The following is a 23,763-nucleotide window of genomic DNA, read 5'->3' as shown; positions in this document are numbered from 1 at the left end:
GGCTGGCCTTAACCCGTTGATCCGAAACGAAAGCGCGCCTTGTCCCCGGCGACTCGCAGCGGCAGCGCAGGGCGGGGGCGCCCACCTATCGGCCGGCGAGGCACACCCGGCGGAAATCCGGCAGCTTGGATCTGGCGCCGGCGAGGGGATAGCTCTCGGCCGCGCCGGGCATCTTCACGCTCAGCGTCTCGCCCTCGGAAAACAGGTCCAGGACGCGGGCGTCGAGGCTGACGGCCGCTTCCACCACCACCCGCCCGTCCGCCGCGCCGCGAAAGGCGGATGCCGCCAGTTCCAGCCGCCGCTTGCCCGCCGCGAGGGAGAGGGCGACGCCATCGCCGGCCTTCACCTTGCCCGTCGCCACTTCCACCGTGAACTGGATGAGGCTGGCCCCCGGCTGGCAGGCGACGGCGAAGACCGGATCGGCCGCACGGGGCGCGCCGTAGCGCAGGACGTAGGTGTCCTCACCCTTGGCGATGCTCCACACCCGCGGATCGGCCTTGGCGTCGCTCCGGCTGGAAGCCTTGGCGCCCTGCGCCGCCTTGGGGGCGGCATGGGCCGGCCCGGCGGCGAACAGCGCCACCACGACCGCATACGCCAATCTGGAAAAGAGCCACGCGCCCATCGGTTCTCGCCTTCGCCGCGCCGGAACGGGTGTTTCCCACCGCGTGCCGTGGCCCGGCGCTGGTGGTTCCGATCCTGCCTGGAATCGACGGGTGTTTGCGTCCCCCGACGCCTTCGCATATCACGGCCCCCGATCGCCCGCGACCTCGGGCGCACTGACGCACCGGAAATTTGTTGAAACCCCTTTTCCTGCCGAAAGGCGCATCATCACCGGGCCTTCTGCCATGAGCGGCGGGGCTGCCGCCGGCCCGCAGCGTATGCGCATCGACCGCCTTCTGGTGGAGCGCGGCCTGTTTGAAAGTCGCGCCCGGGCCCAGGCTGCGGTGCTGGCGGGGCTGGTGCGGGCCGATGGCGTGGTGGTGGCCAAGCCGTCCGCCGAGGTGCCGGCCGATGCCCGGATCGAGGCCGAGGACGTGCACGATTTCGTGTCCCGCGGGGCGCTCAAGCTCGCGGCGGGCCTCGATGCCTTCGCGATCGACCCTGCCGGCCTGCTTGCCCTCGACGTGGGCGCCTCCACCGGCGGCTTCACCGAGGTGCTGCTGCGGCGCGGGGCGCGGCGCGTGCTGGCGGTGGACGTGGGCCGCGGCCAGTTCCACCCGCGCCTTGCCGCCGACCCAAGGGTGGCGCTGATGGAGGGAACCGACATCCGCCGCCTCAATGCCGCCGGCCTTGAGGGGGAGGTGGATCTGGTGGTGGCCGACGTGAGCTTCATCTCCCTGTCGCTGGTGCTGCCCGCGGCCCTCGCCCTCGCGGCGCCCCATGCGCGCCTGGTGGCGCTGGTGAAGCCGCAGTTCGAGGCGGGCCGGGCCGCGGCGGGCAAGGGTGTGGTGCGCGATCCCGCCGTGCATGCGGCGGTGTGCGCGCGCGTCTGCGCAGACGTGGAGGGCCTCGGCTGGCGCGTCCTCGGCGTGGTGCCGTCCCCCATCGAGGGGGGAGACGGCAACCGCGAGTTCCTGCTGGGTGCGGAGCGGGGCGGGGCCGTGCCTTCAAGGGAAACAGCGCCATGAGCCAGACCGAATTCGAGATCCAGCGCGTGGGCGCCCAGGGCGACGGGCTGGCGCGCGGGCCCGATGGCCCCCTCTTCGCTTCTTATGTCCTGCCCGGCGAGCGGGTGCTGGGCCATGCCGACAATGACCGGCTGGTGGTCGAGGCGGTGATCGCGCCGAGCCCGGATCGCACCGCGCCCGCCTGTGCGCATTTCGGCCGCTGCGGCGGCTGCCTGCTGCAGCATTGGGCCCCCGCACCCTATCTTGCCTGGAAACGGGAGATGGTGGCCGACGCCCTCGCCCGCGAGGGCCTTGAAACCGAAATCCGCCCGGTGGTGGACGCGCATGGCGCGGGCCGCCGCCGGGTCATTTTCCACGCCCGGCAATATGGGGCGAAGACCGTGGTGGGCTTCGCCGAGCGCCGGTCTCACGCCATGGTGGCCATCGACGCCTGCCCGGTGCTGGCGCCCGGCCTCGACGCCGCGCTGCCGGCGGCCCGGGCGGTGGCGCAGGCGCTGGCGCCGCTGAAGAAGCCCCTGGACCTGCAGGTGGTGGCCACCGACACCGGCCTGGACATGGACGTGCGCGGCTCCGGCCCGCTGCCACCCTCCCTATTGGGCGAGGTGGCGGGGCTGGCGGAGCGCTTCGACCTGGCGCGGCTCACCCGCCACGGGGAACTGGTGCTCCAGCGCATCCCGCCGCGCCTCACCATGGGGCAGGCGGAGGTGGAGCTGCCCGCCGCCGCCTTCCTCCAGGCCACGGCGGAGGGCGAGCGCGTGCTGGCGGAGGCGGTGCTTGCGGCCACCGAGGGGGCAAGACGGGTGGCGGACCTGTTCGCCGGCGCCGGCACCTTCGCCCTGCGCCTCGCCGCCCGCGCCCGGGTGCTGGCAGTGGAAAGCCATGCGGGCGCATTGGCGGCGCTGCTGAAGGCGGCGCGCGCCACATCGGGCCTGAAGGGGGTGGAAGGGGAGGCGCGGGACCTGTTCCGCCGCCCGCTGATGGCCGCGGAACTGGCGGCCTTCGACGCGGTGGTCATCGACCCGCCCCGGCAGGGCGCGCAGGCGCAGGCGTGGGAGCTGGCGCGCGCGAAGCTGCCGCGCCTCGTCTATGTGTCCTGCAACGTCGCCACCTTCGCCCGCGACGCCCGTATCCTCACGGACGGCGGATGGCGCCTCCTGCATGTGACGCCGGTGGACCAGTTTCGCTATTCGCCCCATGTGGAGCTGGTGGCCGTGCTCGCCCGATAGGGTTCTGTATCGCCCCGGCGATTCTGCCCTGGCAGATCCGGCCTTGACGCAAGATCGCACCATGCGGTGCTGGCAAAGCTTTGCGGACGCGCCCTGGTGCGCTTTAATGCGGTGCAATATCGAGGCTGCCCCCTTGAAACCGCATCTGGAAAGTGTCGTCCCCGGCGTGCCGGGCATCGCCGAGAGGTCCGGCATCCGCGCCGTGGAGGCGCGAGCCATCGAGGGCCGGCGGCTGCGCTATTATGATTATTGCATGGTGGCCTTCTCGGTCATCCTCATCTGCTCCAACCTGATCGGCGCGGCCAAGGTCTCGGCGGTGGACCTGCCGGGGCTGGGCACCGTCACCTTCGGCTCGGCGGTGCTGTTCTTCCCCCTGTCCTACGTGCTCGGCGATGTGCTCACCGAAGTCTATGGCTATGCCCGCGCCCGGCGGGTGGTGTGGGTGGGGTTCGCGGCGTCGGTGTTCGCGGCGGTGATGGCGGCCATCGTGGTCGCCATTCCGCCCGCGCCCGGCTGGGGCGGGCAGGAGACGCTGGCCGCCGTGTTCGGGCAGACGCCGCGCATCTTCGCCGCCTCCATCCTCGCCTTCTGGTGCGGCGAGTTCGCCAATGCCATGGTGCTGGCGCGGATGAAGCTGTGGACCGGCGGGCAGATGCTGTGGACCCGCACCATCGGTTCGACCGTGGTGGGGCAGGGGGTGGACAGCCTCATCTTCTATCCGCTCGCCTTCCTGGGCGTGTGGGACACCCGCCTCGTGGTGACGGTGATGGTTTCCAACTACCTTATGAAGGTGGGGTGGGAAGCCCTTCTCACGCCGGTCACCTACAAGATCGTCGCCTTCATGAAGCGGCGCGAGGGGCTGGACGTGTTCGACATCGGCACGGATTTCACGCCCTTCCGTACGCGCGTGTAGCGCCGGGCCTGCGCCTTTCACGGAGTTGGCGCGCTGCGGCCGCCCTTCCGGGCCACACCTTGCGCGTGCGTGTGCTTCGGCTTTAATACCCTCGCGGGCAGTTCCGCGCAGGTCATATGCAAGGCGGCGGCGTGGCTTGCCGGGGCCATCGGGGCGGGGTCATGACGTTCGGATCGGCGGGACCTTATGCGGAACTCGAAAGCCGGCTCATTGATCTGATCTATGCGTCGTTGGTGAACGAAAGCGCATGGGCGGACTTCCTGGCGGAAGTCGCCTCCTGCACGCCCAACGGCCAGAGCACGCTTTTCTTCCACGACCAGTTGGCGGAAACGGGGGCCCTCTCCCTGACCCATGGCGTGGACCCCGCGTTCCAGCGGCTGTATCCCCAATATGCGCCCCGCAATCTTTGGATGCGCAACCTGCACAAGCGGCCGGTGGGGCTGGGGACACGCGCGGACTTCATGTGCCCGTTCCCGGTGGTGCAGCGGTCGGAATATTACAACGAGCTGCTGAAGCCGTTCGGCATCCACGGCGGCGTCGGCATCACCCTGGTCCAGGACGGCACGCGCAGCTTCATGCTCAGCGTCGTCGGCGCCCGGCGGGAGGCGGGCGACGAGCAGGCCGCGGCCGACATGCTGACGCGCCTTGCGCCCCATCTCACACGGGTGTTTGCCCTGCATCGGCAGGCCCAGGCGCGTGCCTCCACCCTCGCCGTCGCCCAGTCCATCAGCACCATCGGCGTGGGGGTGATGACGGTGGGGTCCGGCGGGGTGGTGCAATGGGCCAACGACACCGCCCGCGCCCTGCTGTCCAAGGGGGAGGGGGTCGGCATCGACGCCGCCGGGCGCCTGCGGCTGGGCAGCCCGGACCTGGAGGACGCCCTGAAGCGGATGCTCGCCTTCCTGCCGGACGACGAGCCGCTCCCGCGCACCATCTCCGGCACCCTCCGCCGCCCGGGCGCGGCGCGGACGATGAAGGTGACGCTGGCCCATTCCGGCCAGAGCCTGATCGAGCGCTATTTCGCCGGTCCGACGGTGGTGGTGGTGGTGGACGGGCGCGACGGCGGCGCGGGTGCGATCTCCCCCGAGCGCCTCGTCGCGCGCTTCAACCTCACCCGCCGCGAGCTGGACATCACCCTGAACCTTGCGCAAGGCCTGTCCATCCGCGCCATCGCCGACAAATGGGACATTTCGCCGGACACCGTGCGGGTGCACCTGAAGCACGTCTTCTCCAAGGTCGGCGTGAAGCGCCAGGCGGAGCTTCTGGCCACGGTGTTCCGGGAAGCGGCGCAGGAGGATTAGGACCCGCGGCTCGTGAGCAGGCTCAGGGGCCGTCGGCCAGGCCGGTACGGCGCTTGAGCGAGCCCGCCTGGCACGGTCAAAGACCGGGACCGACGGCATAAGCCTGATCCGGTCAATATGGCTGATTGTGCGCGAGGCGCCGGTGGCGCCATGTTGGGCGCAGGAGCCGTGACCGGAGCTGTGCCCATGTCCACCAATGCCGACCTCCTTGCCCGCCGCGACGCCGCCGTGGTCCGCGGCATCGGCCACGCCACCCCGATCTTCGCCGACCGGGCGCAGAACAGCGAAGTGTGGGACGTGGAGGGCCGCCGCTACATCGACTTTGCCGGCGGCATCGCGGTGCTCAACACCGGCCACCGCCATCCCCGGGTCCTCGCCGCCGTGCGCGCCCAGCTGGACCGCTTCACGCATACCTGCTTCCAGGTGCTGCCCTATGAATCCTACGTGGAGCTGGCCGAGCGGCTGAACGCGCTGGCGCCCCTCGCGGGACCGGCCAAGACCGCCTTCTTCTCCACCGGAGCCGAGGCCACCGAGAATGCGGTGAAGATCGCCCGCGCCGCCACCGGCCGTGCCGGCATCATCGCCTTCACCGGCGGATTTCACGGCCGCACCATCGTCGCTTCCGCCATGACTGGAAAGGTGGTGCCCTACAAGAAGGGCCTCGGCCCGACCATTCCCGACGTGTGGCACGTGCCGTTCCCGGTGGAGGGGGGCGAGGTCTCGGTGGCCGAGGCGCTGCGCTACATCCACTTCATCTTCAAGGCGGACATCGACCCCTCGCGGGTCGCCGCCATCATCGTCGAGCCGGTGCAGGGGGAGGGCGGCTTCCACCAGGTGCCGCAGGAGCTGATGCGCGGCCTGCGCGCCATCTGCGACACCCATGGCATCGTCCTGATCGCCGACGAGGTGCAGACCGGATTCGGCCGCACCGGCAAGATGTTCGCCATGGAGCATTATGATGTGGCGCCAGACCTGATCTGCGTCGCCAAGAGCCTGGCCGGCGGCTTCCCCCTGTCCGGCGTCATCGGCCGCGCCGCCATCATGGATGCGGCGGAGCCGGGCGGGCTCGGCGGCACCTATGCCGGCAATCCGCTGGCCTGCGCCGCCGCCCTCGCCGTGCTCGACATCTTCGCCGAGGAGAAGCTGCTGGAGCGCGCGGTGGCCATCGGCGCCCGGGTGAAGGCGGCGGTGGACCGCATGGCGGGCGCCAACCATCTGCTCCCCATCTCTCCCGCCCGCGGCCCCGGCGCCATGGTGGCGTTCGACGTGCTGAAGCAGCGCGGCGGGGGCGAGCCGGACGCGGAGGCCACCCGGCGGGTGACCCGCCGGGCCTATGAGAACGGGCTCATCCTCCTGTCCTGCGGCACCAACGCCAACACCATCCGCATCCTCTGCCCGCTCACCATCTCCGATGACCTGCTGGACGAGGGCCTGGGCATCCTGGAAGGCGCCCTCGCCGCCTGAGGGGGGCTGATCACCCCGTCCTCACCCCGCCGCGAGCGCGCCGTTGGGGATGTCGGTCACCAGCATGTAGCCGGGGGCATGGGTGATGCAGAAGTCCGGCCGCACGCTGGCGATCACCGATTGCGGGGTGACGCCGCAGGCCCAGAACACCGGAATCTCGCCGGGGCGCACCTCCACCGGGTCGCCATAGTCCGGCGCGGCAAGGTCGCGGATGCCGATGAGAGCCGGGTCGCCCACATGCACGGGCGCCCCGTGCACCGAGGGAAAGCGTGCCGTCACCTGCACCGCGCGGATCACGTCCTGCGCCTTCAGCGGGCGCATGGACACCACCAGCGGACCGCAGAACACCCCGGCCGGGTTGGTGGGGATGGTGGTGCGATACATGGGTACGTTGCAGCCCTGCTCGATATGGCGCACCGGCAGGCCCGCCGCCAGCATGGCCTCCTCGAACGAGAACGAGCAGCCGATGAGGAAGGACACGAGATCCTCGCGCCAGAAGGCCCCCACGTCGGTCGGCTCCGCCACCAGCTCGCCCTTCTCCCACACCCGGTAGCGTGGAATATCGCTGCGGATGTCGAGGTCGCGGCCCAGCGCCGGCAGGAACGGGTCGCCGGTCTCCGACACGCCCACCAGCGGGCAGGGCTTGGGATTGCGCTGGCAGAACAGCAGGAAATCATAGGCCAGCGCCCGCGGCAGAATGGCGAGGTTGGCCTGCACGAAGCCGGGGGCGACATTGGCCGTGGGCGCGTCGAGCGCGCCCGAGCGCGCCGCGAGCCGGGCCTCGTAGGGGGTGGAATGGCTGAGCTGGTGCATGGTCATCTCGGTGAAAGGTCTCAGGCGTCGAGGGCGGCGCGCAGGGCGGCCTCGATGCCCTGGCCCATGGACAGGAGCCGGCGGTCCATGCCGCCCGGAGCCGCGATCATCAGGCCCACCGGGGCGCCGCCCGCCGGCTGGCACGGCACCGAAAGGGCGCAGCCGTCCAGGAAGTTCAGCAAGGTGGGGTTGCGCAGGATGAGGGCGTTGGCCGCGCCATAGGCGGCATCGTCGGCCGCGAGGGTGGAGACGAGGGGCGCCACCACCGGCACGGTGGGCAGCAGCAGCGCGTCGAACGGCGCCAGGCGCGCCGCCACGGCGCGGACCCAGGCGGCGCGGGCCTCCACCACGTCGAGATAATCCGCCGCCGTCATGTCCCGGCCGCGCAGGATGCGCGACAGCACGCGCGGATCGTAGGCGGGTCCCCTGCGGGCGATCAGGTCGCGGTGCCAGTGCCACGCCTCCGCCGCGCTCAGGCCGCCCTTGGCGTTGATGGCGGCAAGCCCGGCGAATTCGGGAACCGGGATCTCGCGCACCTGCGCGCCGTTCCGGCTGAGGATGCCGAGGGCGGCGGCAAAGGCCGCGGCCACGGTTTCGTCCATCCCTTCCATCACCAGGGTGGTGGGCACCGCCAGCCGCAGGCCCGCCACCGGGCACGGCAGGGGCACGTCTTCCCCGCTGCCGGAGAGCACGGCATCCAGCGCCGCGCAGCACGCGACGCTGGGGGCCAGCGGGCCGATGGAATCAAGGCTGGTGGAGAGCGGCAGCACGCCGTCCCGCGGCACCCGCGCGGCCGTCGGCTTGAAGCCGGTGATGCCGCACAGGGCGGCGGGAATGCGCACCGAGCCGCCAGTGTCCGAGCCGATGCCCGCCACCGCCATTGCGTCGGTCACCGACACCGCCGCGCCCGAGGACGAGCCGCCGGGAATGCGGCCGGCGGCGCGGTCGTAGGGGTTCAGCGGGGTGCCGAAATGGGGGTTGAGGCCGAGGCCGGAATAGGCGAACTCGGTCATGTTGGTGCGCCCCACCAGCACGGCGCCGGCCGCCATCAGCCGGCGCACAACCGGCGCATTCGCGGGGGCCGGGGCGGCATCCTCCAGCGCGCGCGAACCGGCGCGGGTGGTTTCGCCCTTCACGTCGAACAGGTCCTTGATGGAAACCGTCAGGCCCTCGATGGGCGAACGCGCCGCACCGGCCTGGCGCAAGGCGTCGGAGGCCTGGGCCTGGGCGCGGGCGCGCTCCGGGTAGAGCCGAGTGAAGACCCGTCCGCCTTCGCCCGCGGGGTCGGCGGCGCGTTCCAGCGCCGCTTCGGTGAGCGCGGCGGCGCTGGTTGCCCCGGCATCGAGGGCGGCCGCGAGCTGGGCAATGGTGTTCAGGGTCATGTCAGGCCACCTCGGGCAGGACGTCCACCGCATAGCGGTGACGGATGGAGCGCCCCAGCACGGGGTCGAACAATTCCATGGCGAAGGCCGGCGCCGGGCGGATGCCGCCGATGGCGCCCACCGTGCCGCACAGCATGCCCACGCCTTCAGGCAGGCTGCCGGCGCCGCCGGTGAAGCCGGCCACCAGCTCCCGCGGCGGGCGCAGGGTGGAGAGCGGGCCCTCCTGGTAGAGCACCGGCGCGCCGCCCTCCTCGATGAAGGCGCGGATGACCAGTTCGTCCCAGTGTCCCTCCACCTCGGCGAGGCGCCAGGCCTCGCAGGCCACCGGCTTGGGGCAGATCTGCTTGGAGAGCGCCACGCTCAGCGTCTCCAGCTTGCGGTCGGTATGGTCGGAGGCGAGGCTCACATGCATCTGTCCGTCGGCCATGAAGACGAAGGCCTCCACCTCGCCGGAGGTCTCGGTCCCGACCACCTGGATGCGCGCGGCCTGCGTCAACAGCGTGTCGGCGCAGCGATAGTAGAGCGGCACGGCGCTGGGCCGCGGCACGCCGATGGCGAACAATTCCTCGATGTGATGCTCGATGACGGCCATGTCGCGCCCCGCCCAGCCGGCCACCACAAGGTCGGCAAGGCTGAGCGCGCGCGGACCCGCGCCGGCGACGTCGAATTCCAGTTTCATGATGTGACCCGGCAGAAGGTGGCCCGCGCCTTACGAGAAGACGCGGGGCAGGAAGAGGGCGATGTCGGGGAAGATGCTGATCAGCACCAGCAGCGCCGCCATGGCCAGAACGAACGGGATGGAGCCGATAATCACCGCATTCATCGACCCGCTCTTGCGCAGGCTCTGCACCACGAACAGGTTGAGGCCCACCGGCGGGGTGATGAGCGCGGCCTCCACCAGCACGATGATGAGGATTCCGAGCCAGATGGGGTCATAGCCCAGGCCGAGCATGATGGGCGCGACGATCGGAATGGTGGTGATCATCATGGAGAGGGTCTCCATGAAGCAGCCGAGGATCAGGTAGAAGATCACCACCACCACCAGCATCTGCACCGGGCTCAGGCCGAGGCCGGAGATGGAGCCGGTGATGGCGTCGGTGATGCCGGTGCCCGACATGACGAAATTCAGGAAGCCGGCGGCCAGGATGATCAGCATGATCATGGCGCTCGCCTTCATGGTGCCTTCCACCGCCTCGCGCAGCATGGCGAGGCTGAGCCGCCCGAACCAGGCGGCGAGGATGAGGGCGCCGAGCACTCCGAGCGCCGCCGCCTCGGTGGGGGTGGCGAGCCCGGCATAGATGGAGCCCACCACCAGAAGGAAGATGCCCACCGGCGGCGCCAGATGCACCAAAGCGCGCACGCGCTCGCCCCAGCTGGCCGTCACCTTGCGCCCGCCCCATTCCGGCTTCGCCACGCAGGCGATGATGACGGTGAGCATGAACAGCCCCGCCAGCATGAGGCCGGGGATGATGCCGGCCAGATAGAGCTTGGGCACCGACGAATTGGTGAGCACGCCATAGATGACGAGGTTGATGGAGGGCGGAATGAGGATGCCCAGCGTGCCGCCGGCGGCCAGGCTGCCGAGGAACAGGGGCTCATTGTAGCCGTAGCGCCTGATCTGCGGGATCGAGACGGTGCCCACCGTGGCCGCGGTGGCGACGCTGGAGCCGGAGGTGGCGGCGAACAGGGCCGAGGCGCCGATGTTGGCATGCATCAGCCCGCCCGGCAGCCAGGAGAGCCAAAGGCTCATGGCCGAATACATGCGCTCGGCGAAACCGGCCCGCAGCAGCACCTCGCCCAGCATGATGAACAGCGGGATGGCCACCAGAAGGAATTCGTTGTTGGTGCTCCACGCCAGCTCGCCGATGGCGCGGGTGAGCGGCAGGAAGGAATAGAGCGGGTCCAGGATGAGGCCCATCACCCCGAGCGCCGCGCCCACGGGGATGGACAGGCCGATGAGGACCAGGAGCAGGATGAGGGTGGTGGCGATCATGCCGTCTCTCCCTTCACCATGCGCTCGCCGGCGGCGGCTTCTTCCTCGGCCTCTTCGCGGGTGGAGCGCACGCCGGCGATGGCCTTCACCACCTCGATGTCGCCGGTCACCAGCGCCACCGACGCCCGCAGCAGCATGAGGGCGAGCACGATGCACATGAAGACGAGGCCGATGAACCACAGCCCCTGGGGAATATAGAGCGGGGTGGCGAGGGGCGTGTTGGCATGGGAGCCCTGCGCCAGCGAGGTGCCCACCACCTCGGACGCATAATAGGTGAGGAAGCCCATGAAGGTGCCCAGCGCCACCAGCGACAGCCAGTCCAGCACCGCGGAAAGGCGGACCGGCAGATATTGGTAGAGCACATCCACCCGCACGTTGGCGCGCTGCAGCGTGGCGAAGGCCAGCGACCAGCTGGTGGAGATGGCGAAGGCGTAGCTGGAAAGCTCGTCGGCCCCGCCGGTGGTGCGGCCGAGGAACTTGCGGGCGAGCACGTCCACTGAGATCAGCAGCACGCTGGCGATGGTGAGCCCGCCCCCGACCCAGACGGCGAAGCGGGCCAGGGCCTCGGCATGGCGCGTAAGCCCGGCGAGGGTGGCGGGTGTGGGACGGCTGGTCATGTGGCGGGTTCCCGGAAGCACGTGAGGTGTGGCGATGCCGGCCGCCGGGCCGGCATCGCCAGGCTGGATGTCACTTGGCGGCGGTGACGCCGAGTTCCTTGCCCACGGTGGCATTGAAGCTCGCCACGCATTCGGCCGAGCAGCGGGCCGCCCACTTGGGCAGGATCTGCTCCTGCAGCACCTTCTTCAGCAGCGCCTTGTCGGCCTCGCTGGGGGTCACCAGCACCATCTTGCCCTTCACCTCCTGCGGACAGGCGGCGGCGCCGGTGTTGCAGTCGAAGCCCATCTGGGTCTGCTTGGCGGCGCCGTCCCAGATGTCGTTGACGAGGGTCTTGATGTTGGTCTGCAGGAAGGCCTGCACCTTGGGGTCCAGCTTCTGCCAGGACTTTTCATTCACCGCGTGGATCTGCTGGTTCCAGTTGATGGGCAGGGCCAGCAGATGGGTGGAGACCTCGTACCACTTGGCCGAATAGCCGGAGAGCGAGCCGGTGATGGCGCAGTCCACCACCTTGTTCTGCAGCGCCGGCACCACCTCGCCGAAGGCCATGGTGACGCTGGAGCCGCCGAACGCCTCCACGAACTCCGCCTGGGTGCGGCTGGAGGTGCGCACCTTCTTGCCCTTCAGGTCCGCCAGGCCCTTGACCTCGGCATTGCAGAACAGCACCTGCGCCGGATAGGTGGAGATGCCCAGCAGGCGCACGTTGGAGCCGTCGCCATAGAGCTTGGCGAGCACCGGCTGGAACGCATCGGTGACCTTGCGCGCGGTGGTGACATCCGGGGCGAGGCCGGCGAGGTCGATGGCCTCGTTGATGGGATTGTCGGAGGCGAAATAGGACAGGGTGGCGGTGCCGAACTCCACCACGCCCTGGGACATGAGGCGCAGCAGCTCCGGGCCCTTGAGCCCCATCTCGTTGAAGCCCTTGATCTCGGCCGTGACCTGGCCGCCGGACTTCTCCGGGATGGTCTTGGTCCAGAACGGCTTCTCGAAGTCCTGGTAGGCGGTGAGGTTGGACAGGCCCCCCACCACGCGCAGGCTGGCCTTCGGCAGCTCCTGGGCCGACGCCGCCGTGGCGGCGAAAAGGGCGGCGAGGGAGATCGCAAAGCGTTTCATGGCTGTCTTCATCCTCTGGTTCCGATCTTGTCCATGGTGCGAACTCTGGCGGTGAACTCTCAGTCCCATGCCATCGGGGCACGGGGGAACGCGAGAAGGCAACTCGGACCCTCGGCGGTGACGAGCACCATCTCGCCGATCGCCGCCCCACCGAGGCCGGGGATGAATAAATTCGGGTGCAGCTCCAGCAGCATGCCGGGGGCAAGCGCCAGCTCGGGCGCGCGGTGTGCCGGGGTGGTCCGGTCGAAATGCTGGGGGAAGGCCTCGGTGAGCAGAGGGTCCTCGTAGGAGCAGCCGAGCCCGTGCCCGTTGCGGAACCGGGCAAGCCCCGGGTGGGCCGCCATCAGGCCGGCGCGCTGCATCTGCCCGTCCATGGCTGCCTCCACCCCCGCCAGGGGCAGGCCCGGCGCCAGCGCGGCGAGGCCCGCCTGGAGCATGGCCTCCACCTGTTGCGCCAGCGCGACATGCTGCGTCTTCAGCGGGCCGATGGCGCCCATGCGGATGCCGTGGCCCCAATGGCCGTCCACGGTCAGGGCGATGCCGAACAGCACCTGGTCGCCCGCCTGCGGCACCCTTTGCGCTTCCTCGCGCCAGTAGCGGCAATAGTCCGCCTCGGGCGCCACGGTGAGCCAGGTGCGGCAATAGTCGGCGCCGGCCAGCCGGGCGGCGGTTTCAAGATTGAGCTGCGCCTGCCACGCCGGAATGCGCCGCGCCAGCTCGGTGCCGAGGCGTGCGAACAGCATGTCGCACAGCGCCGCGGCCTGACGGTGGAGGGCCAGCTCCGCCGTGTCCTTCACCAGCCGCATGCGGGCCAGTTCGCCGTCGAGCGCCACATGGCCGGGCGCCGCCAAGGGCGAGTGGATGCCCGCGGGCATCTCGGAAAATCCCACGGTGCCGCAGGCCGAAGCGCCGGTGAGGGCGCCGAGCGCCGCCGCCCAGGCGGCGGGGCGGACGTCATGCAGCGCCAGGTCGGCGTGCAGCGCGCGGGCCAGCGGCATCAGGAACGCGCTGCCCACGAACAGGTGGTCGCCAGTGGGTGTGAGGGCGAGCAGGGAGGGGCTTTCGTGCCCGTCCCAGCCGCACAGGTAGCGCAGGGCGCCGTGGGACTGGCTTCCCGCGCCAAGCGCGCTGCCGTGGCCGAACACCAGCACGGTGCCAAGGCCGCGGGCCCCGGCCTGCCGCAGAAGCGCGCGGCGGCGGGCGGCGAACACCTCCGGGCCTTCGGCCGGTGCGCGGGGGGGCAGGGGGGAGGCGGTACCAGGCATGGTTCGCGGCATGGTTCGCGGTCAGGCGGCGCGCGCGATAGCGCGTGCGTCCGTGCCGTGGGCCCGGTGCGGGTGTGTCATGGTGCCTGTCCCTCTGGATGCGGACTTTTGCCCGCTTTATGGCCAGCATTGCACGGCAGGGTGGCGTTTCTTGTCCAATTGTATGTTTGGAAGAGAGGTATAAGTAATCTTTATGCCCCCCGGCCGCGATCCTCCCGCGCAGCCTGCTCGCCCTCGGCCACGAGCTGGGCCATGCGCGCGATGACGCGGGAGGGGAAGCTGTCCGGTCCGTCGATCCAGCTGGCGGTGAAGCTGAGGTCCGGCAGCGGGTCGGAGGTCACATCCAGGAGCCGCAGGTCGCCCCGCTCCAGCTCCCGGCCGAGGAAGACGGGGGTGATGACCGCCGGCCCGATGCCGTCCAGCACCATCCGCACCACCATGGAGAGCGAGGCGCTGCCATACATGCGCGGCGTGGAGATGCCGGCCCGCATCAGCATGTCCCGCACCACCCGGTAGGGCGAGCTGTTGGACGGATAGGTGATGATGGGGAAGGCCGCCACCTCGGCCAGGGTGACCGGGCCGGGGCCGAGGGGCACCCCGGGCTTCACCACCCAGGCCAGGGGATAGGTGCACAGCGGCAGGTTCTCCACCCGCGCTTCCAGCACCGGCCCCATGAGGAAGGCGAGGTCGATCTGCCGGCTCATGAGATGGGTCTGCAGCACGTGGGTGCTGTCCACCTCGATCTCCAGCACCAGTGCCGGATAGGCCGTGTGGATCTTCTCGATGAGCGCCGGCAGGAAGGTCTGGACGATGGTTTCCGCCACGCCGATGCGCAGGGTGCCGGCCATGGTGGACTGGTCCTTGGCGGCGCGGATCATGTCGCGGCGCGCCTCGATCATGCGTTCGGCATGGGCGAGCAGCTCGTGGCCCTTGGCGGTGAGCTTCACCCCGCGCGCGTCGCGCTCGAACAGGCGCACGCCCAGAGCTGCTTCCAGGGAGGCGATGCGCTGGGAAACGGCGGGTTGCGTCGTCCCCAGCTTCTCCGAGGCGGCCCGCAGGCTGCCCAGGGCTGCGGCCCAGAAGAAGGTCTCGATGTTGCGCAGGTCGATCATCGGCGGATCATGCGCGTGCCGCCGCCCCTGTCCAGCCGCATCGCGGCGCCGTGGGCGCGCGCCGCATGGCCGGCGGCGCCTGTCCTTCAGCGGCCCGGCGTCAGAACTTGATTTCGGGCGGCGGGGCGTCGTCGGGCGGGGCGACGAGCTCGATGCTCTTTCCGTCGTCCACCGGCGCCTTGTCGAGGAAATAGGTCACCGATTGCGGCCACACGATCACGATCACCACCAGCAGCAGCTGCATCACCACCCAGGGAATGGCGCCCCAGTAGATGTCCGAGCTCTTCACCGAGCGCGGAGCCACGCCGCGCAGGTAGAACAGGGCGAAGCCGAAGGGCGGGTGCATGAACGAGGTCTGCATGTTCACGCACAGCAGAACGCCGAACCAGACGAGGTCGATGTTCAGCTTCTGCGCCACGGGCACCAGGAGCGGCACCACGATGAAGGCGATCTCGAAGAAGTCGAGGAAGAACGCCAGGAAGAACACGAAGATGTTCACGAAGATCAGGAAGCCGGTGGCGCCGCCGGGCAAGCCGGTGAGAAGGTGTTCGATCCAGAGGGCGCCATCCATGCCCTGGAACACCAGGCTGAACACGGTGGAGCCGATGAGGATGAACACCACCATCGCCGTGATCTGCATGGTGTTGTACATGGAGCGGTAGAGCAGAGCCCAGGACAGCCGCCCGTGAAGCGCCGCCAGCACGATGGCGCCCACCGCGCCCATGGCGCCGGATTCCGTGGGTGTCGCCAGCCCCATGAAGATGGTGCCCAGCACCAGGAAGATGAGCACCACCGAAGGGACCATGCCCCACAGCACCCGGCGGATGAGCTTCCATCCCATCTCCCCGCGCGCCTCGGGCGGCAGGGGTGGCATGGTGTGGGGCCGCACGATGGACAGGCCGACGATGTAGAGCAGGAAGATCGCCACCTGCAGCATGGAGGGGCCGATGGCGCCGAGATACATGTCGCCCACGGACCGGCCGAGCTGGTCGGCCAGCACCACCAGCACCAGAGACGGCGGAATGAGCTGGGTGATGGTGCCCGATGCCGCGATGACGCCGGTGGCGAGGCGGTGGTCGTAGCCGTAGCGCATCATCACCGGCAGCGAGATCATGCCCATGGCGATGACCGATGCCGCCACCGTGCCGGTGATGGCGCCGAGGATGGCCCCCACCACGATCACCGCATAGGCGAGGCCGCCGGGCACCTTGCCGAACAACTGCCCGGTGCCCTCCAGCAGGTCCTCGGCCAGGCCGCACCGCTCCAGCACCGCGCCCATGAAGGTAAAGAAGGGGATGGCCAGCAGAAGATCGTTGGAGATGATGCCGTAGAACCGGAACGGCAGCGCCTGCAGGAAGCTCGGATCGAAATGACCCGTCTCGATGCCGATGATGCCGAAGACGATACCGACCGACGCCAAAGAAAAGGCGACGGGAAATCCTGCCAGGAGGAACAGGATCATCCCCATGAACATGAGCGGCGGCATGATGCCGTGGGAAAACATCAAAATCCCCCCTCAGGGCCTTCTTGGTCTGGTTGGTGCGGCGACGACACTTACTGGATCGGCTTTTCGTAATGGGTGTCGAGGGCGATATCGCCCCGCAGCGCCGCGATGCGCTTGACCAGTTCCGACAGCCCCTGCAGGAACAGCAGGGCAAAGCCCAGCGGAAGCAGTGCCTTGGCCGGCCAGAGGATGAGGCCGCCGGCATTCATGGACACCTCGCCGGAGACGAAGGCCGACCAGAAGAAGCTGAACGACAGGTAGGTGAGATAGGCCATGAGGGGCAGGAAGAAGACCGTGAATCCAACGGTATCCACCCACAGGCGCGCCCGGTCGGACATGATGGAATAGAGCACGTCCACCCGCACATGCTCATTGAGGCGCAGGGTCTGCGCGGCGCCCAGGAACACCATGCCGCCGAACATGTACCATTGGATTTCCAGCCAGCCGTTGGAACTCATGTTGAACAGGTAGCGCACCGTGGCGTTGCCGGCGCTCACCAGCGCGGCGCTCAGCACCAGGTAGGCCGCAACCACGGCGCACGCCGCAGACAGACGGTCGATCACCCGGCCCGCAGCCAGAAGGCCCTGCATTTACCCACTCTCCTCGGGCACGCCCTGCAGCGTGCATATGGCGAACCGCGCACCGGGAGGCCGGGTCCGTTTGCGCTTAAGGCGCGCTTTGCGACGAGACGCAGGCGTTTCGTGTTCTGCTAATCGGTTCGAACGCCTTCGCCACGGGTCCCATACCCGCACCCCGCCCGGAACTCAAGTGCGCCCAAAGTGTGCGCTTTCAATGGGCGGGCCTGCCTCTGCGTTACCGGGCGGCAACGCGGCAGCGGGGCGGGTCATTGCGGGAGGGGCGCCGACCGCCGGCCGGTGCGGCGGCGGGGCTTCAGCGCTGCGGGCGGTTTTTGCCCAGCACGGCCAGGGTCAGCGCCTGCCCGAACAGGGTCAGGGCCGGCCCCGCCACCCGGCCGCGGGCAAGCTGCACCAGGCCCCCCACCACCAAGGCGAGGAAGGCGGCATTGCGCACGTCCAGCTGGCCGCGACTGAACAGGGTCACCAGCAGGTCGGCCTGCGACAGGCGGTCCCCGGTCTCGCCGATGGGGTCCTTTGGCGGCGGTGGCGGCGGCGGCGTGAAGAGCTCCAGGCCGGCGGCGGCGACCGCGCCGGCGATGGCGGGCCACGGGGTGTCATGGGTGAGGATGACGCTTCCGGTGACGGTGCGGATCTCCACCTTCTCCACGCCGCAGGCGGCGAGGGCATCGGCCAGCGCCACCAGCCGCTCGTGGGTGGCGGGGGCGGCGAGGGCGAGGCGGGTGCGCCCCTCGGTCTGGTGGACGATCCGGGCCTTCAGCGGGGCGTGCGCACCTTCAGCCACGGATGATGACCCCGCCGGCATCCGCGCCGGCCGTGCCGGCGGTGTCGGCCGCCGCACCGGCGTCGGCAGCGGCGCCGCGCAGTTCGTGCCCGGCCTCGGCCACGAGGTCTTCCACCTCCTCGGCGGCACGGGCCAGCGCCACCCGGGCGGCGCCATAGCCGGCGACGCCGGCCTTGACGGCATCCTTCGCCGCCGGGCGCGCCAGGCGCCACAATGTGGGACCGACCACTGCCGCGCCGATACCCACGGCGACGCCGATGAGAAAGCCGCCCCGCACCACCTTGCCCACTTCCATTGTGACCGTCCTGTCGCTGCGCGCGTTTGTGTTCAATCGGTTTCGAGCGGCCCGAAAGTATGCCGCAGAATTGTTACGGGGCAATGGCCCCGTCCGTCCGCCCCGCCGGGGGCGGCAGGCGCACGATGCGGCGGGCCTCGCTGAAGGCGAACGAGGCGCCGGCAAGCCCGGCCGAGAGCGCCACATCCCCCAGCGTGGCGGGGGCGATGCCCAGCAGGGTTCGCAGCCCCGGCACCAGGAAGGGCACCGCCAGCAGGCCCAGCGCACCCGCCAGGGTGCCTTCCAGCCTCCGCTCGGATTCCAGCAGCGCCTCCGGTGCGCCGGGGGAGCGGTCGCGCAGCACCCAGGCGTTGGCGATCTGGGCCAGCGCCAGGGTGGTGAAAGTGACGGCGCGCGTGCGCGGCCCGGGGCCAAGGCGCCCCATCATCAGGAAATGTCCGGCCAGGGCGGCCACGGCAATGGAGGTGCCATCCAGCGCCATTCCGCTCGCCTCGCGCCGGTCGAACAGCGGCGCCGATGCGTCGATCGGGGGGCGGGCCATCACGTCGCCGCGGGGCTCGGCAAGGGCGAGGCCGAGGCCCGGGAGCACGTCCGTGACCAAATTGAGCCAGAACAGCTCCATGGGCGTCTCGCCTTCGCCGCGCCCGTGCAACTCCTCCGCCAGCATCACCAGGATCTCGGAGAGGTTGGTGGAGAAGAAGAAGCGGATGGCATTGCGCACATTGTCCTGGGTGGAGCGGCCGCGGGCGATGGCGCGGGCGAGTTCGCGCAGGTCGTCATGGGCGAGCACCAGGTCCGCCACCTCACGGGCGATGGAGGTGGCCTTCTCGCCCACCGCCACGCCCACCGATGCGGCCCGAAGCGCTGGCCCGTCATTGACGCCGTCGCCCAGCATGGCCACCCGCCGCCCCTTGGCCTGCAGGGCCTCGACGATGCGCAGCTTGTCCGCCGGGCTCACCCGCGCGAACACCGAGGTGCGCAGCGCAAGCTCGCCCAGCGCGTCGGCATCGAGATGGGCGATGTCCGGCCCGCTCGCCACCCGCAGGATGCCGGTGCGCGACAGGGCGAGGGACTGGGCCACCGCCATGGCCGTGCCGGGCTGGTCGCCGGTGAGGATGATGGTGCGGATGCCGGCCCGGTGGAACAGGTCAATGGCCTCCGCCGCCTCCCGCTTCACCGGGTCGGCAAGGCCGCACAGGCCGAGGAAGCAGAGGCCCTGCGGCGCCCCCTCCGCCAGGGGGCCGGTGCCGCGCGCGGCCGCCAGCACCCGCAGCGCGCCCGCCGCGAACTCCCCATTGCGCGCGCCGATGGCCTGCCGGCGTTCCGCATCCAGCGGCACGGCGATGCCGCCGCGCAGCTCGTGGGTGCACAGCTCCAGCACCTCTTCCGGCGAGCCCTTCACATAGAGGCCGGCCCCCGCCGGGCCGGCGTGCTCGCTGGCCATGTAGCGCCGCGCATGGTTGCGGTTGCGCATGGCCCGCAGCGGCTGCGCTTCGCGCAGGGCGGCGACGTCGAGGCCAAGGTCGGCGGCAAAGTCGATCAGCGCCAGCTCGGTGGAGGAGCCGACGCGGGGCGCGGGCTGGGCCTCGCTGCACAGGGCCACGGCCTCGGCGAGGGCGAGGATGGCGGCATCGGCGGCCCCCGCGCCGGTTTCCGGCGCTCCGCCAAAGTCGAGCACCCGCTCGCCCGCCGCCACCCGCACCACCGCCATCTCGTTGCGGGTGAGGGTGCCGGTCTTGTCCAGGCATACCGTGTCGATGGCACCGATGGCCTCGATGGCCGGCAGCGAGCGCACCAGGGAATGGTCCTTCTCCATGGCCCTTGCGCCCAGAGCAAAGGTGGTGGTGGCCACCGCCGGCAGGCCTTCGGGAATGGCCGCCACCGCCAGGGCGATGGCGCTGCGCACCGCGGCGATGGCCGGCTCGCCCCGCAGAAGGCTGGTGACCAGCAGCAGACCGGACGCACCGATGCAGCCCAGCGCGAGCTTTGTGGAGAGTTCCGCCAGCTTTTCCTCGGTCACCGAGCGGGGCGGGCGCGCCGCGCCGATGAGGCTGCGCGTGCGGGCCGCCTCGCTGGAAATGCCGGTGCGCACCACCACCGCAAGGCCGTCGCCGCCGGTCACCACGGTGCCGGAATGCACGATATTGTGCCGCTCGGCCACGGCGCCGGGGGCGGCGGGGAGGGGCGATGCGGTCTTCTCCACCGGCAGGCTCTCGCCGGTGAGGGCGGATTCGTCGAGGCTGAGGTCGCTGGCGCTGATGAGCCGGGCGTCGGCCGCCACCACCGTTCCGGGTGCCAGCACCAGCAGGTCGCCCATCACCACGTCGCGGGCGGCCACCGCCTCCACCATGCCGGCGCGCAGCACCGGGGCGGCGTGCTCCACCGGGCGGGACAGGCGGCGGATGAGCCGTTCCGTCGAGCTTTCGGTTGCAAAGCCGATGCCCGCGTTGACGGCGATGACGGCCACCGTCACCACCGCGTCGAACACGCCGCCGGTGGCCACCGACAACACCGCCGAGCCCAGCAGCAGCGCCACCGGCAGGGTGGAGACCTGCTCCAGCAGGATGCCCTTCAGCGAACGGCCTTCCGGCTGCGGCAGCAGGTTTGCGCCATGGCGGGTGCGCATGCGGATAACGTCTGCCGCATCAAGGCCCTGGCGCGTGGTGCCCAGGCGCGCGAGCACCTCCTCCGCGGTCAGGGGGAAGAGGGCGTCGAAGGCGGCGTCGGGCCCGGGCCCTGCCGCCGCCGCAGTGGCGCGGATGCGGGCGTTACGGGGAAACAGCGGCACCGACGGCGGCGGGGCGGGGGCGGCGGCCTGCAGCTCCGGCGGCATCGGGCCGCCGGCGAGCATCTGGCCGATGCCGTGCGCGAGCACGTCGGCGTCGAGCTCCGGCCCATGGCGCAGCAGCAGGGTGGCGGTGTCGCGATTGGCCGCCGCCAGGGTGATTCCCGCGGCGCCCAGGGCCTCGCGCACCTGCGCCATGTGGCGCGGCCACGGGCCGGCCACGGCCAGCCGGGTACGGCCGGGCAGGCGATGGCGGACGAGGCAGCGGATGGGATGGTGCATGAGCGAATGCCGCGAAGTCCCGGAAGGCGCGCACTTTCCTTCAGCGTCGTGACAGAGTGGTGACGCGATTGCCGCGCTGCCGCAACCCTTTCCTCCCGTTCCCATCTTCCAAGCGGGGGCGGTCCGTGGTGTGTTGGCGCCGTCAGAGAACAAGAGCGCCCCGGGAGACGGACATGAGATTCCCCCTTGCGATCGGCCTTGCGCTGCTCGCCGCCATGCCCTGCGCCTACGCCCAGACTGCCGCCCCGGCGACGCCGGCGCCGGCCCTCAAGATCACCGCCACCTGCTCGCAGGAGCGCCTCTGCCACCTCAAGAACTTCTACAGCATCGACAACTTCCGCATCGGCGGACGCTACGACCTCGATACCCCGGAAAAATGGGCCCATGGCGGGGAGGGCGGCACCACCCTGGAGTCGCTCGGCGCGGCGCCGGTGAAGACCGCCTACATCACCCTGGGCACCCCGGTGCGCAACGCGGCCGGGGAGATCACCAATGCGGTGGTGGTCAATTCCTTCTATTCCGGCGACGCAACCGACATGTACGCCCAGTGGGTGGAGGGCACGGCGCTGTCGGGTGGGCCGGTGATCGGGCCGGGCAAGGCCATCGACACCAACCAATATTATGTGGTCATCACCGACGCGCTGGGCCTGTGGGGCACCTCCAAGCCGTCCGACGGGCTGGGGCAGAAGTTCCCGCAATACAGCTACCAGGACATGGTGCAGGCCAATTACCGCATGCTGCGCGACCACCTCAAGGTGTCCCGCGCGGCGCTGGTGACCGGCGCCTCCATGGGCGCCACCCAGACCTATGTCTGGGGCGTCATGCACCCCGATTTCATGAATGGCCTCATGCCGGTGGGCGGCACCAGCCAGTCGGACGGCGGCGACCCGGTGGGCAACTGGACCTTCCAGCTCATGTCCGCGGCCATCGAGAGCGATCCCCAGTGGCGCGCCACCGGCGGCAATTACTACAACCTGCCCAAGGACAAGCACCCCAACCAGGGGGTCGCGTTCGGCTGGTCGGTGCTGCTTTTGACCGGATTCGACTTCGATTTCCGCTCCCAGCAGGACTGGGCCAAGGTGCAGCCGGACGTGTTCTACTGGAACCCGCCCACCCCGCAGGCCGGCGCCGCGGTGAACAAGCGTGCGCTGCTGTTCGATGCGGTGGACCTGTTGTGGCGCAACCGCGCGGGCGAGACCTACAACATCAATGCCCAGCTCGGCCGCATCAAGGCCCGCACGCTGGTGATGCATATCGAGAACGACCAGTGGCTCACCTTCGACCGGGCCAAGCGCACGGTGGAGAAGGTGCCGGGCGCCGATTTCGTGCATGAGCGCAGCCCGGTGGCGCACTATGGCGTGTTCTCCATCCTGAAGAATCGGGAGTTCGACCCGGTGGTCGCCGGCTTCCTCGGCGACGTGTCGCGCCTGACGCGCAACCAGGATCTGGTGGCCAAGACCTACCGCAATCCGGGCGTCGCCGCCGGCATCACGGCGGACAAGTCGTTCTGGAACAGCTTCGTCACCTATCCCTTCCCGGTGAAGAAGACCACGGCCAAGGACAGCCGCGGCATCGCCTGGGACATCGGCTACATGGACGAATATGCCGGCACGTCCGCCAATCCCGACGTGCTGGTCATCGTCCATGGCAAGGGCGCGTTCAGCGGCCATTACGGCAACATCATGCGCATCGCCTTGCAGCGCGGCCTCAGGGTCATCGCGGTGGACATGCCCCATTACGGCATGTCCGGCCCCGGCAACCTGGACAAGAGCCCCGCCCGCACCCTGCAGGAGATGCGGGAGGTGCTGCATGAGGTGGTGGTCAACCAGCTCAAGGTGGGCAAGGCCGCCTATCTCGGCCACTCCATGGGCGGGCAGATCGTACTCGGCTATGCCCTCGCCTGGCCCGAGGCGGTGTCCAGGCTGATCCTGGAGGCGCCCGCGGGCCTGGAGGAATATCCCCGCGAGGTCACGGTCGCGCCCGGCAAGAAGCTGGACCTGTTCGATCCCGCCTTCGCCCATGATTTCGACGCCTGGAAGAAGACGTGGGACCAGACCGGCCTGCGCGAGCGGGAGAAGAACCTCACCGCCCAGCAGATCGACGACTTCTTCCACTTCCGCCGCCGCGATCCCGTCACCGGCGCGGTGACGCCCCAGGATTCGGGCTACTTCCTGCGCGACAGCGAATATGCCCGCCTGCACACGGCCCAGCGCATCGGCATGATCAAGGGCGACCCGCGCGAGCTGCAGCAGTGGGTGGACGTGTTCATCTTCGACATCTACGCCATGGTGGCGGAGCTGCAGGAGAAGGACCCCAAAAGCCTCTACAAGCGGCTCACCGAGATCAAGACCCCCATCTTCCTCGCGTTCGGCGACAAGGAGCCGTTCATTCCCGGCCACGCCTTCAACGGGCTGAACGACCTCTCCCGCCAGCTCATCCTGCCCTTCATGCGCCGCATGAATGCGGCCGGGGGCGACGTGCAGCTGAAGATCTATCCCGGCACCGCCCATTTCATCCACACCGACGAGCCGGTGGCCTTCGCGGAAGACGTGGTGGACTTTGTGGAAACCGGACGGGTCGCCACCGGCACGCCGGCCGGCGTCGATCGCCTCATCCATGGCGCGCCGGCCGCCGCCGGCCCCGCCGAGGCCAAGGCAGCCGCGCCCACCGGCCTCAACAAATAGGAGCGGCC

The 23,763-nt window shown here is 70.0% G+C and carries 20 protein-coding genes; 6 read left to right on the top strand and 14 right to left on the bottom strand.

What is annotated here, in order from left to right; genetic code table 11:
- Positions 1 to 85: 85 nt before the first annotated feature.
- Positions 86 to 598, bottom strand: a complete 513-nt coding sequence (locus tag ACI7BZ_RS17190) for a hypothetical protein (RefSeq protein ID WP_414118372.1) — start codon at positions 596 to 598, stop codon at positions 86 to 88.
- A gap of 247 nt (positions 599 to 845) precedes the next feature.
- Between ACI7BZ_RS17190 and ACI7BZ_RS17185 the strand changes: the two genes are divergently transcribed.
- The 5 genes from ACI7BZ_RS17185 (at position 846) to gabT (ending at position 6,532) form a co-directional block, all read left to right on the top strand.
- The gene (locus ACI7BZ_RS17185; RefSeq protein WP_414118371.1) at positions 846 to 1,628 is read left to right on the top strand and encodes a TlyA family RNA methyltransferase; all 783 of its coding nucleotides are present in this window, start codon (positions 846 to 848) and stop codon (positions 1,626 to 1,628) included.
- Positions 1,625 to 2,854, top strand: coding sequence for a class I SAM-dependent RNA methyltransferase (locus ACI7BZ_RS17180; protein ID WP_414118370.1), 1,230 nt, complete (start codon positions 1,625 to 1,627; stop codon positions 2,852 to 2,854). Before ACI7BZ_RS17185 ends, ACI7BZ_RS17180 begins: the two co-directional genes overlap by 4 nt.
- 133 nt (positions 2,855 to 2,987) lie before the next feature.
- Positions 2,988 to 3,767: a queuosine precursor transporter gene (locus tag ACI7BZ_RS17175; RefSeq protein ID WP_414118369.1), complete on the top strand. Its 780-nt coding sequence runs from the start codon at positions 2,988 to 2,990 to the stop codon at positions 3,765 to 3,767.
- A gap of 161 nt (positions 3,768 to 3,928) precedes the next feature.
- Positions 3,929 to 5,068, top strand: coding sequence for a response regulator transcription factor (locus ACI7BZ_RS17170; protein ID WP_414118368.1), 1,140 nt, complete (start codon positions 3,929 to 3,931; stop codon positions 5,066 to 5,068).
- A 186-nt stretch (positions 5,069 to 5,254) separates the two neighbouring features.
- Positions 5,255 to 6,532 carry a 4-aminobutyrate--2-oxoglutarate transaminase gene (gene gabT, locus ACI7BZ_RS17165; RefSeq protein WP_414118367.1) on the top strand — a complete coding sequence of 426 codons (1,278 nt, stop codon included), beginning with the start codon at positions 5,255 to 5,257 and terminating at the stop codon, positions 6,530 to 6,532.
- Between the two features lie 21 nt (positions 6,533 to 6,553).
- Here the strand turns inward: gabT and ACI7BZ_RS17160 are convergent, their stop codons facing one another.
- The 13 genes from ACI7BZ_RS17160 to ACI7BZ_RS17100 all read right to left on the bottom strand — a co-directional run bounded on the left by ACI7BZ_RS17160 (position 6,554) and on the right by ACI7BZ_RS17100 (position 21,071).
- Positions 6,554 to 7,351 carry a putative hydro-lyase gene (locus tag ACI7BZ_RS17160; protein WP_414118366.1) on the bottom strand — a complete coding sequence of 266 codons (798 nt, stop codon included), beginning with the start codon at positions 7,349 to 7,351 and terminating at the stop codon, positions 6,554 to 6,556.
- Between the two features lie 14 nt (positions 7,352 to 7,365).
- Positions 7,366 to 8,727, bottom strand: coding sequence for an amidase (locus ACI7BZ_RS17155; protein WP_414118365.1), 1,362 nt, complete (start codon positions 8,725 to 8,727; stop codon positions 7,366 to 7,368).
- Between the two features lies 1 nt (position 8,728).
- Complete coding sequence (locus ACI7BZ_RS17150) at positions 8,729 to 9,406, bottom strand: DUF2848 domain-containing protein (RefSeq protein WP_414118364.1); 678 nt, start codon at positions 9,404 to 9,406, stop codon at positions 8,729 to 8,731.
- Positions 9,407 to 9,436: 30 nt separating this feature from the next.
- Complete coding sequence (locus ACI7BZ_RS17145; protein ID WP_414118363.1) at positions 9,437 to 10,720, bottom strand: TRAP transporter large permease; 1,284 nt, start codon at positions 10,718 to 10,720, stop codon at positions 9,437 to 9,439.
- Entirely contained in the window at positions 10,717 to 11,337 is a 621-nt protein-coding gene (locus tag ACI7BZ_RS17140) for a TRAP transporter small permease subunit (RefSeq protein ID WP_414118362.1), read from the bottom strand. The genes ACI7BZ_RS17145 and ACI7BZ_RS17140 overlap by 4 nt, the downstream gene beginning before the upstream one ends.
- A 70-nt stretch (positions 11,338 to 11,407) precedes the next feature.
- Positions 11,408 to 12,448 (bottom strand): TRAP transporter substrate-binding protein, encoded by a 1,041-nt coding sequence (locus ACI7BZ_RS17135; RefSeq protein WP_414118361.1) that lies wholly within the window; start codon positions 12,446 to 12,448, stop codon positions 11,408 to 11,410.
- Positions 12,449 to 12,507: 59 nt separating this feature from the next.
- Positions 12,508 to 13,725, bottom strand: a complete 1,218-nt coding sequence (locus ACI7BZ_RS17130) for a M24 family metallopeptidase (RefSeq protein WP_414118360.1) — start codon at positions 13,723 to 13,725, stop codon at positions 12,508 to 12,510.
- Between the two features lie 179 nt (positions 13,726 to 13,904).
- Positions 13,905 to 14,825 (bottom strand): LysR family transcriptional regulator, encoded by a 921-nt coding sequence (locus ACI7BZ_RS17125; RefSeq protein WP_414118359.1) that lies wholly within the window; start codon positions 14,823 to 14,825, stop codon positions 13,905 to 13,907.
- Between the two features lie 100 nt (positions 14,826 to 14,925).
- Positions 14,926 to 16,329, bottom strand: coding sequence for a TRAP transporter large permease (locus tag ACI7BZ_RS17120; RefSeq protein ID WP_414118358.1), 1,404 nt, complete (start codon positions 16,327 to 16,329; stop codon positions 14,926 to 14,928).
- 50 nt (positions 16,330 to 16,379) lie between these two features.
- Positions 16,380 to 16,919: a TRAP transporter small permease subunit gene (locus tag ACI7BZ_RS17115; RefSeq protein WP_414118357.1), complete on the bottom strand. Its 540-nt coding sequence runs from the start codon at positions 16,917 to 16,919 to the stop codon at positions 16,380 to 16,382.
- A gap of 301 nt (positions 16,920 to 17,220) precedes the next feature.
- Positions 17,221 to 17,709 (bottom strand): hypothetical protein, encoded by a 489-nt coding sequence (locus tag ACI7BZ_RS17110; protein WP_414118356.1) that lies wholly within the window; start codon positions 17,707 to 17,709, stop codon positions 17,221 to 17,223.
- Positions 17,702 to 18,004, bottom strand: a complete 303-nt coding sequence (locus ACI7BZ_RS17105) for a hypothetical protein (protein ID WP_414118355.1) — start codon at positions 18,002 to 18,004, stop codon at positions 17,702 to 17,704. Before ACI7BZ_RS17105 ends, ACI7BZ_RS17110 begins: the two co-directional genes overlap by 8 nt.
- A 73-nt stretch (positions 18,005 to 18,077) precedes the next feature.
- A complete protein-coding gene (locus ACI7BZ_RS17100) occupies positions 18,078 to 21,071 on the bottom strand; it encodes a cation-translocating P-type ATPase (protein WP_414118354.1) in 2,994 nt (997 codons plus the stop codon).
- 215 nt (positions 21,072 to 21,286) lie between these two features.
- On the opposite strand from ACI7BZ_RS17100, the gene ACI7BZ_RS17095 reads away from it, so the two are divergent.
- Complete coding sequence (locus ACI7BZ_RS17095; RefSeq protein ID WP_414119198.1) at positions 21,287 to 23,755, top strand: alpha/beta hydrolase; 2,469 nt, start codon at positions 21,287 to 21,289, stop codon at positions 23,753 to 23,755.
- Positions 23,756 to 23,763: the final 8 nt, after the last annotated feature.

Source organism: Xanthobacter sp. AM11 (assembly GCF_047444035.1).
Taxonomy (GTDB): Bacteria; Pseudomonadota; Alphaproteobacteria; order Rhizobiales; family Xanthobacteraceae; genus Xanthobacter.
This window is presented reverse-complemented; position numbering and strand designations above follow the sequence as displayed.

What these genes read in the sequence shown, in the direction of transcription:
- ACI7BZ_RS17185 (WP_414118371.1), top strand. Translation starts at nt 846, where the DNA reads ATGAGCGGCGGGGCTGCCGCCGGCCCGCAGCGTATGCGCATCGACCGC.
- ACI7BZ_RS17180 (WP_414118370.1), top strand. Translation starts at nt 1,625, where the DNA reads ATGAGCCAGACCGAATTCGAGATCCAGCGCGTGGGCGCCCAGGGCGAC.
- ACI7BZ_RS17170 (WP_414118368.1), top strand. Translation starts at nt 3,929, where the DNA reads ATGACGTTCGGATCGGCGGGACCTTATGCGGAACTCGAAAGCCGGCTC.
- gabT (WP_414118367.1), top strand. Translation starts at nt 5,255, where the DNA reads ATGTCCACCAATGCCGACCTCCTTGCCCGCCGCGACGCCGCCGTGGTC.
- ACI7BZ_RS17160 (WP_414118366.1), bottom strand. Translation starts at nt 7,351, where the DNA reads ATGACCATGCACCAGCTCAGCCATTCCACCCCCTACGAGGCCCGGCTC.
- ACI7BZ_RS17155 (WP_414118365.1), bottom strand. Translation starts at nt 8,727, where the DNA reads ATGACCCTGAACACCATTGCCCAGCTCGCGGCCGCCCTCGATGCCGGG.
- ACI7BZ_RS17150 (WP_414118364.1), bottom strand. Translation starts at nt 9,406, where the DNA reads ATGAAACTGGAATTCGACGTCGCCGGCGCGGGTCCGCGCGCGCTCAGC.
- ACI7BZ_RS17145 (WP_414118363.1), bottom strand. Translation starts at nt 10,720, where the DNA reads ATGATCGCCACCACCCTCATCCTGCTCCTGGTCCTCATCGGCCTGTCC.
- ACI7BZ_RS17140 (WP_414118362.1), bottom strand. Translation starts at nt 11,337, where the DNA reads ATGACCAGCCGTCCCACACCCGCCACCCTCGCCGGGCTTACGCGCCAT.
- ACI7BZ_RS17135 (WP_414118361.1), bottom strand. Translation starts at nt 12,448, where the DNA reads ATGAAACGCTTTGCGATCTCCCTCGCCGCCCTTTTCGCCGCCACGGCG.
- ACI7BZ_RS17130 (WP_414118360.1), bottom strand. Translation starts at nt 13,725, where the DNA reads ATGCCGCGAACCATGCCTGGTACCGCCTCCCCCCTGCCCCCCCGCGCA.
- ACI7BZ_RS17125 (WP_414118359.1), bottom strand. Translation starts at nt 14,825, where the DNA reads ATGATCGACCTGCGCAACATCGAGACCTTCTTCTGGGCCGCAGCCCTG.
- ACI7BZ_RS17120 (WP_414118358.1), bottom strand. Translation starts at nt 16,329, where the DNA reads ATGTTTTCCCACGGCATCATGCCGCCGCTCATGTTCATGGGGATGATC.
- ACI7BZ_RS17115 (WP_414118357.1), bottom strand. Translation starts at nt 16,919, where the DNA reads ATGCAGGGCCTTCTGGCTGCGGGCCGGGTGATCGACCGTCTGTCTGCG.
- ACI7BZ_RS17105 (WP_414118355.1), bottom strand. Translation starts at nt 18,004, where the DNA reads ATGGAAGTGGGCAAGGTGGTGCGGGGCGGCTTTCTCATCGGCGTCGCC.
- ACI7BZ_RS17100 (WP_414118354.1), bottom strand. Translation starts at nt 21,071, where the DNA reads ATGCACCATCCCATCCGCTGCCTCGTCCGCCATCGCCTGCCCGGCCGT.
- ACI7BZ_RS17095 (WP_414119198.1), top strand. Translation starts at nt 21,287, where the DNA reads ATGCCCTGCGCCTACGCCCAGACTGCCGCCCCGGCGACGCCGGCGCCG.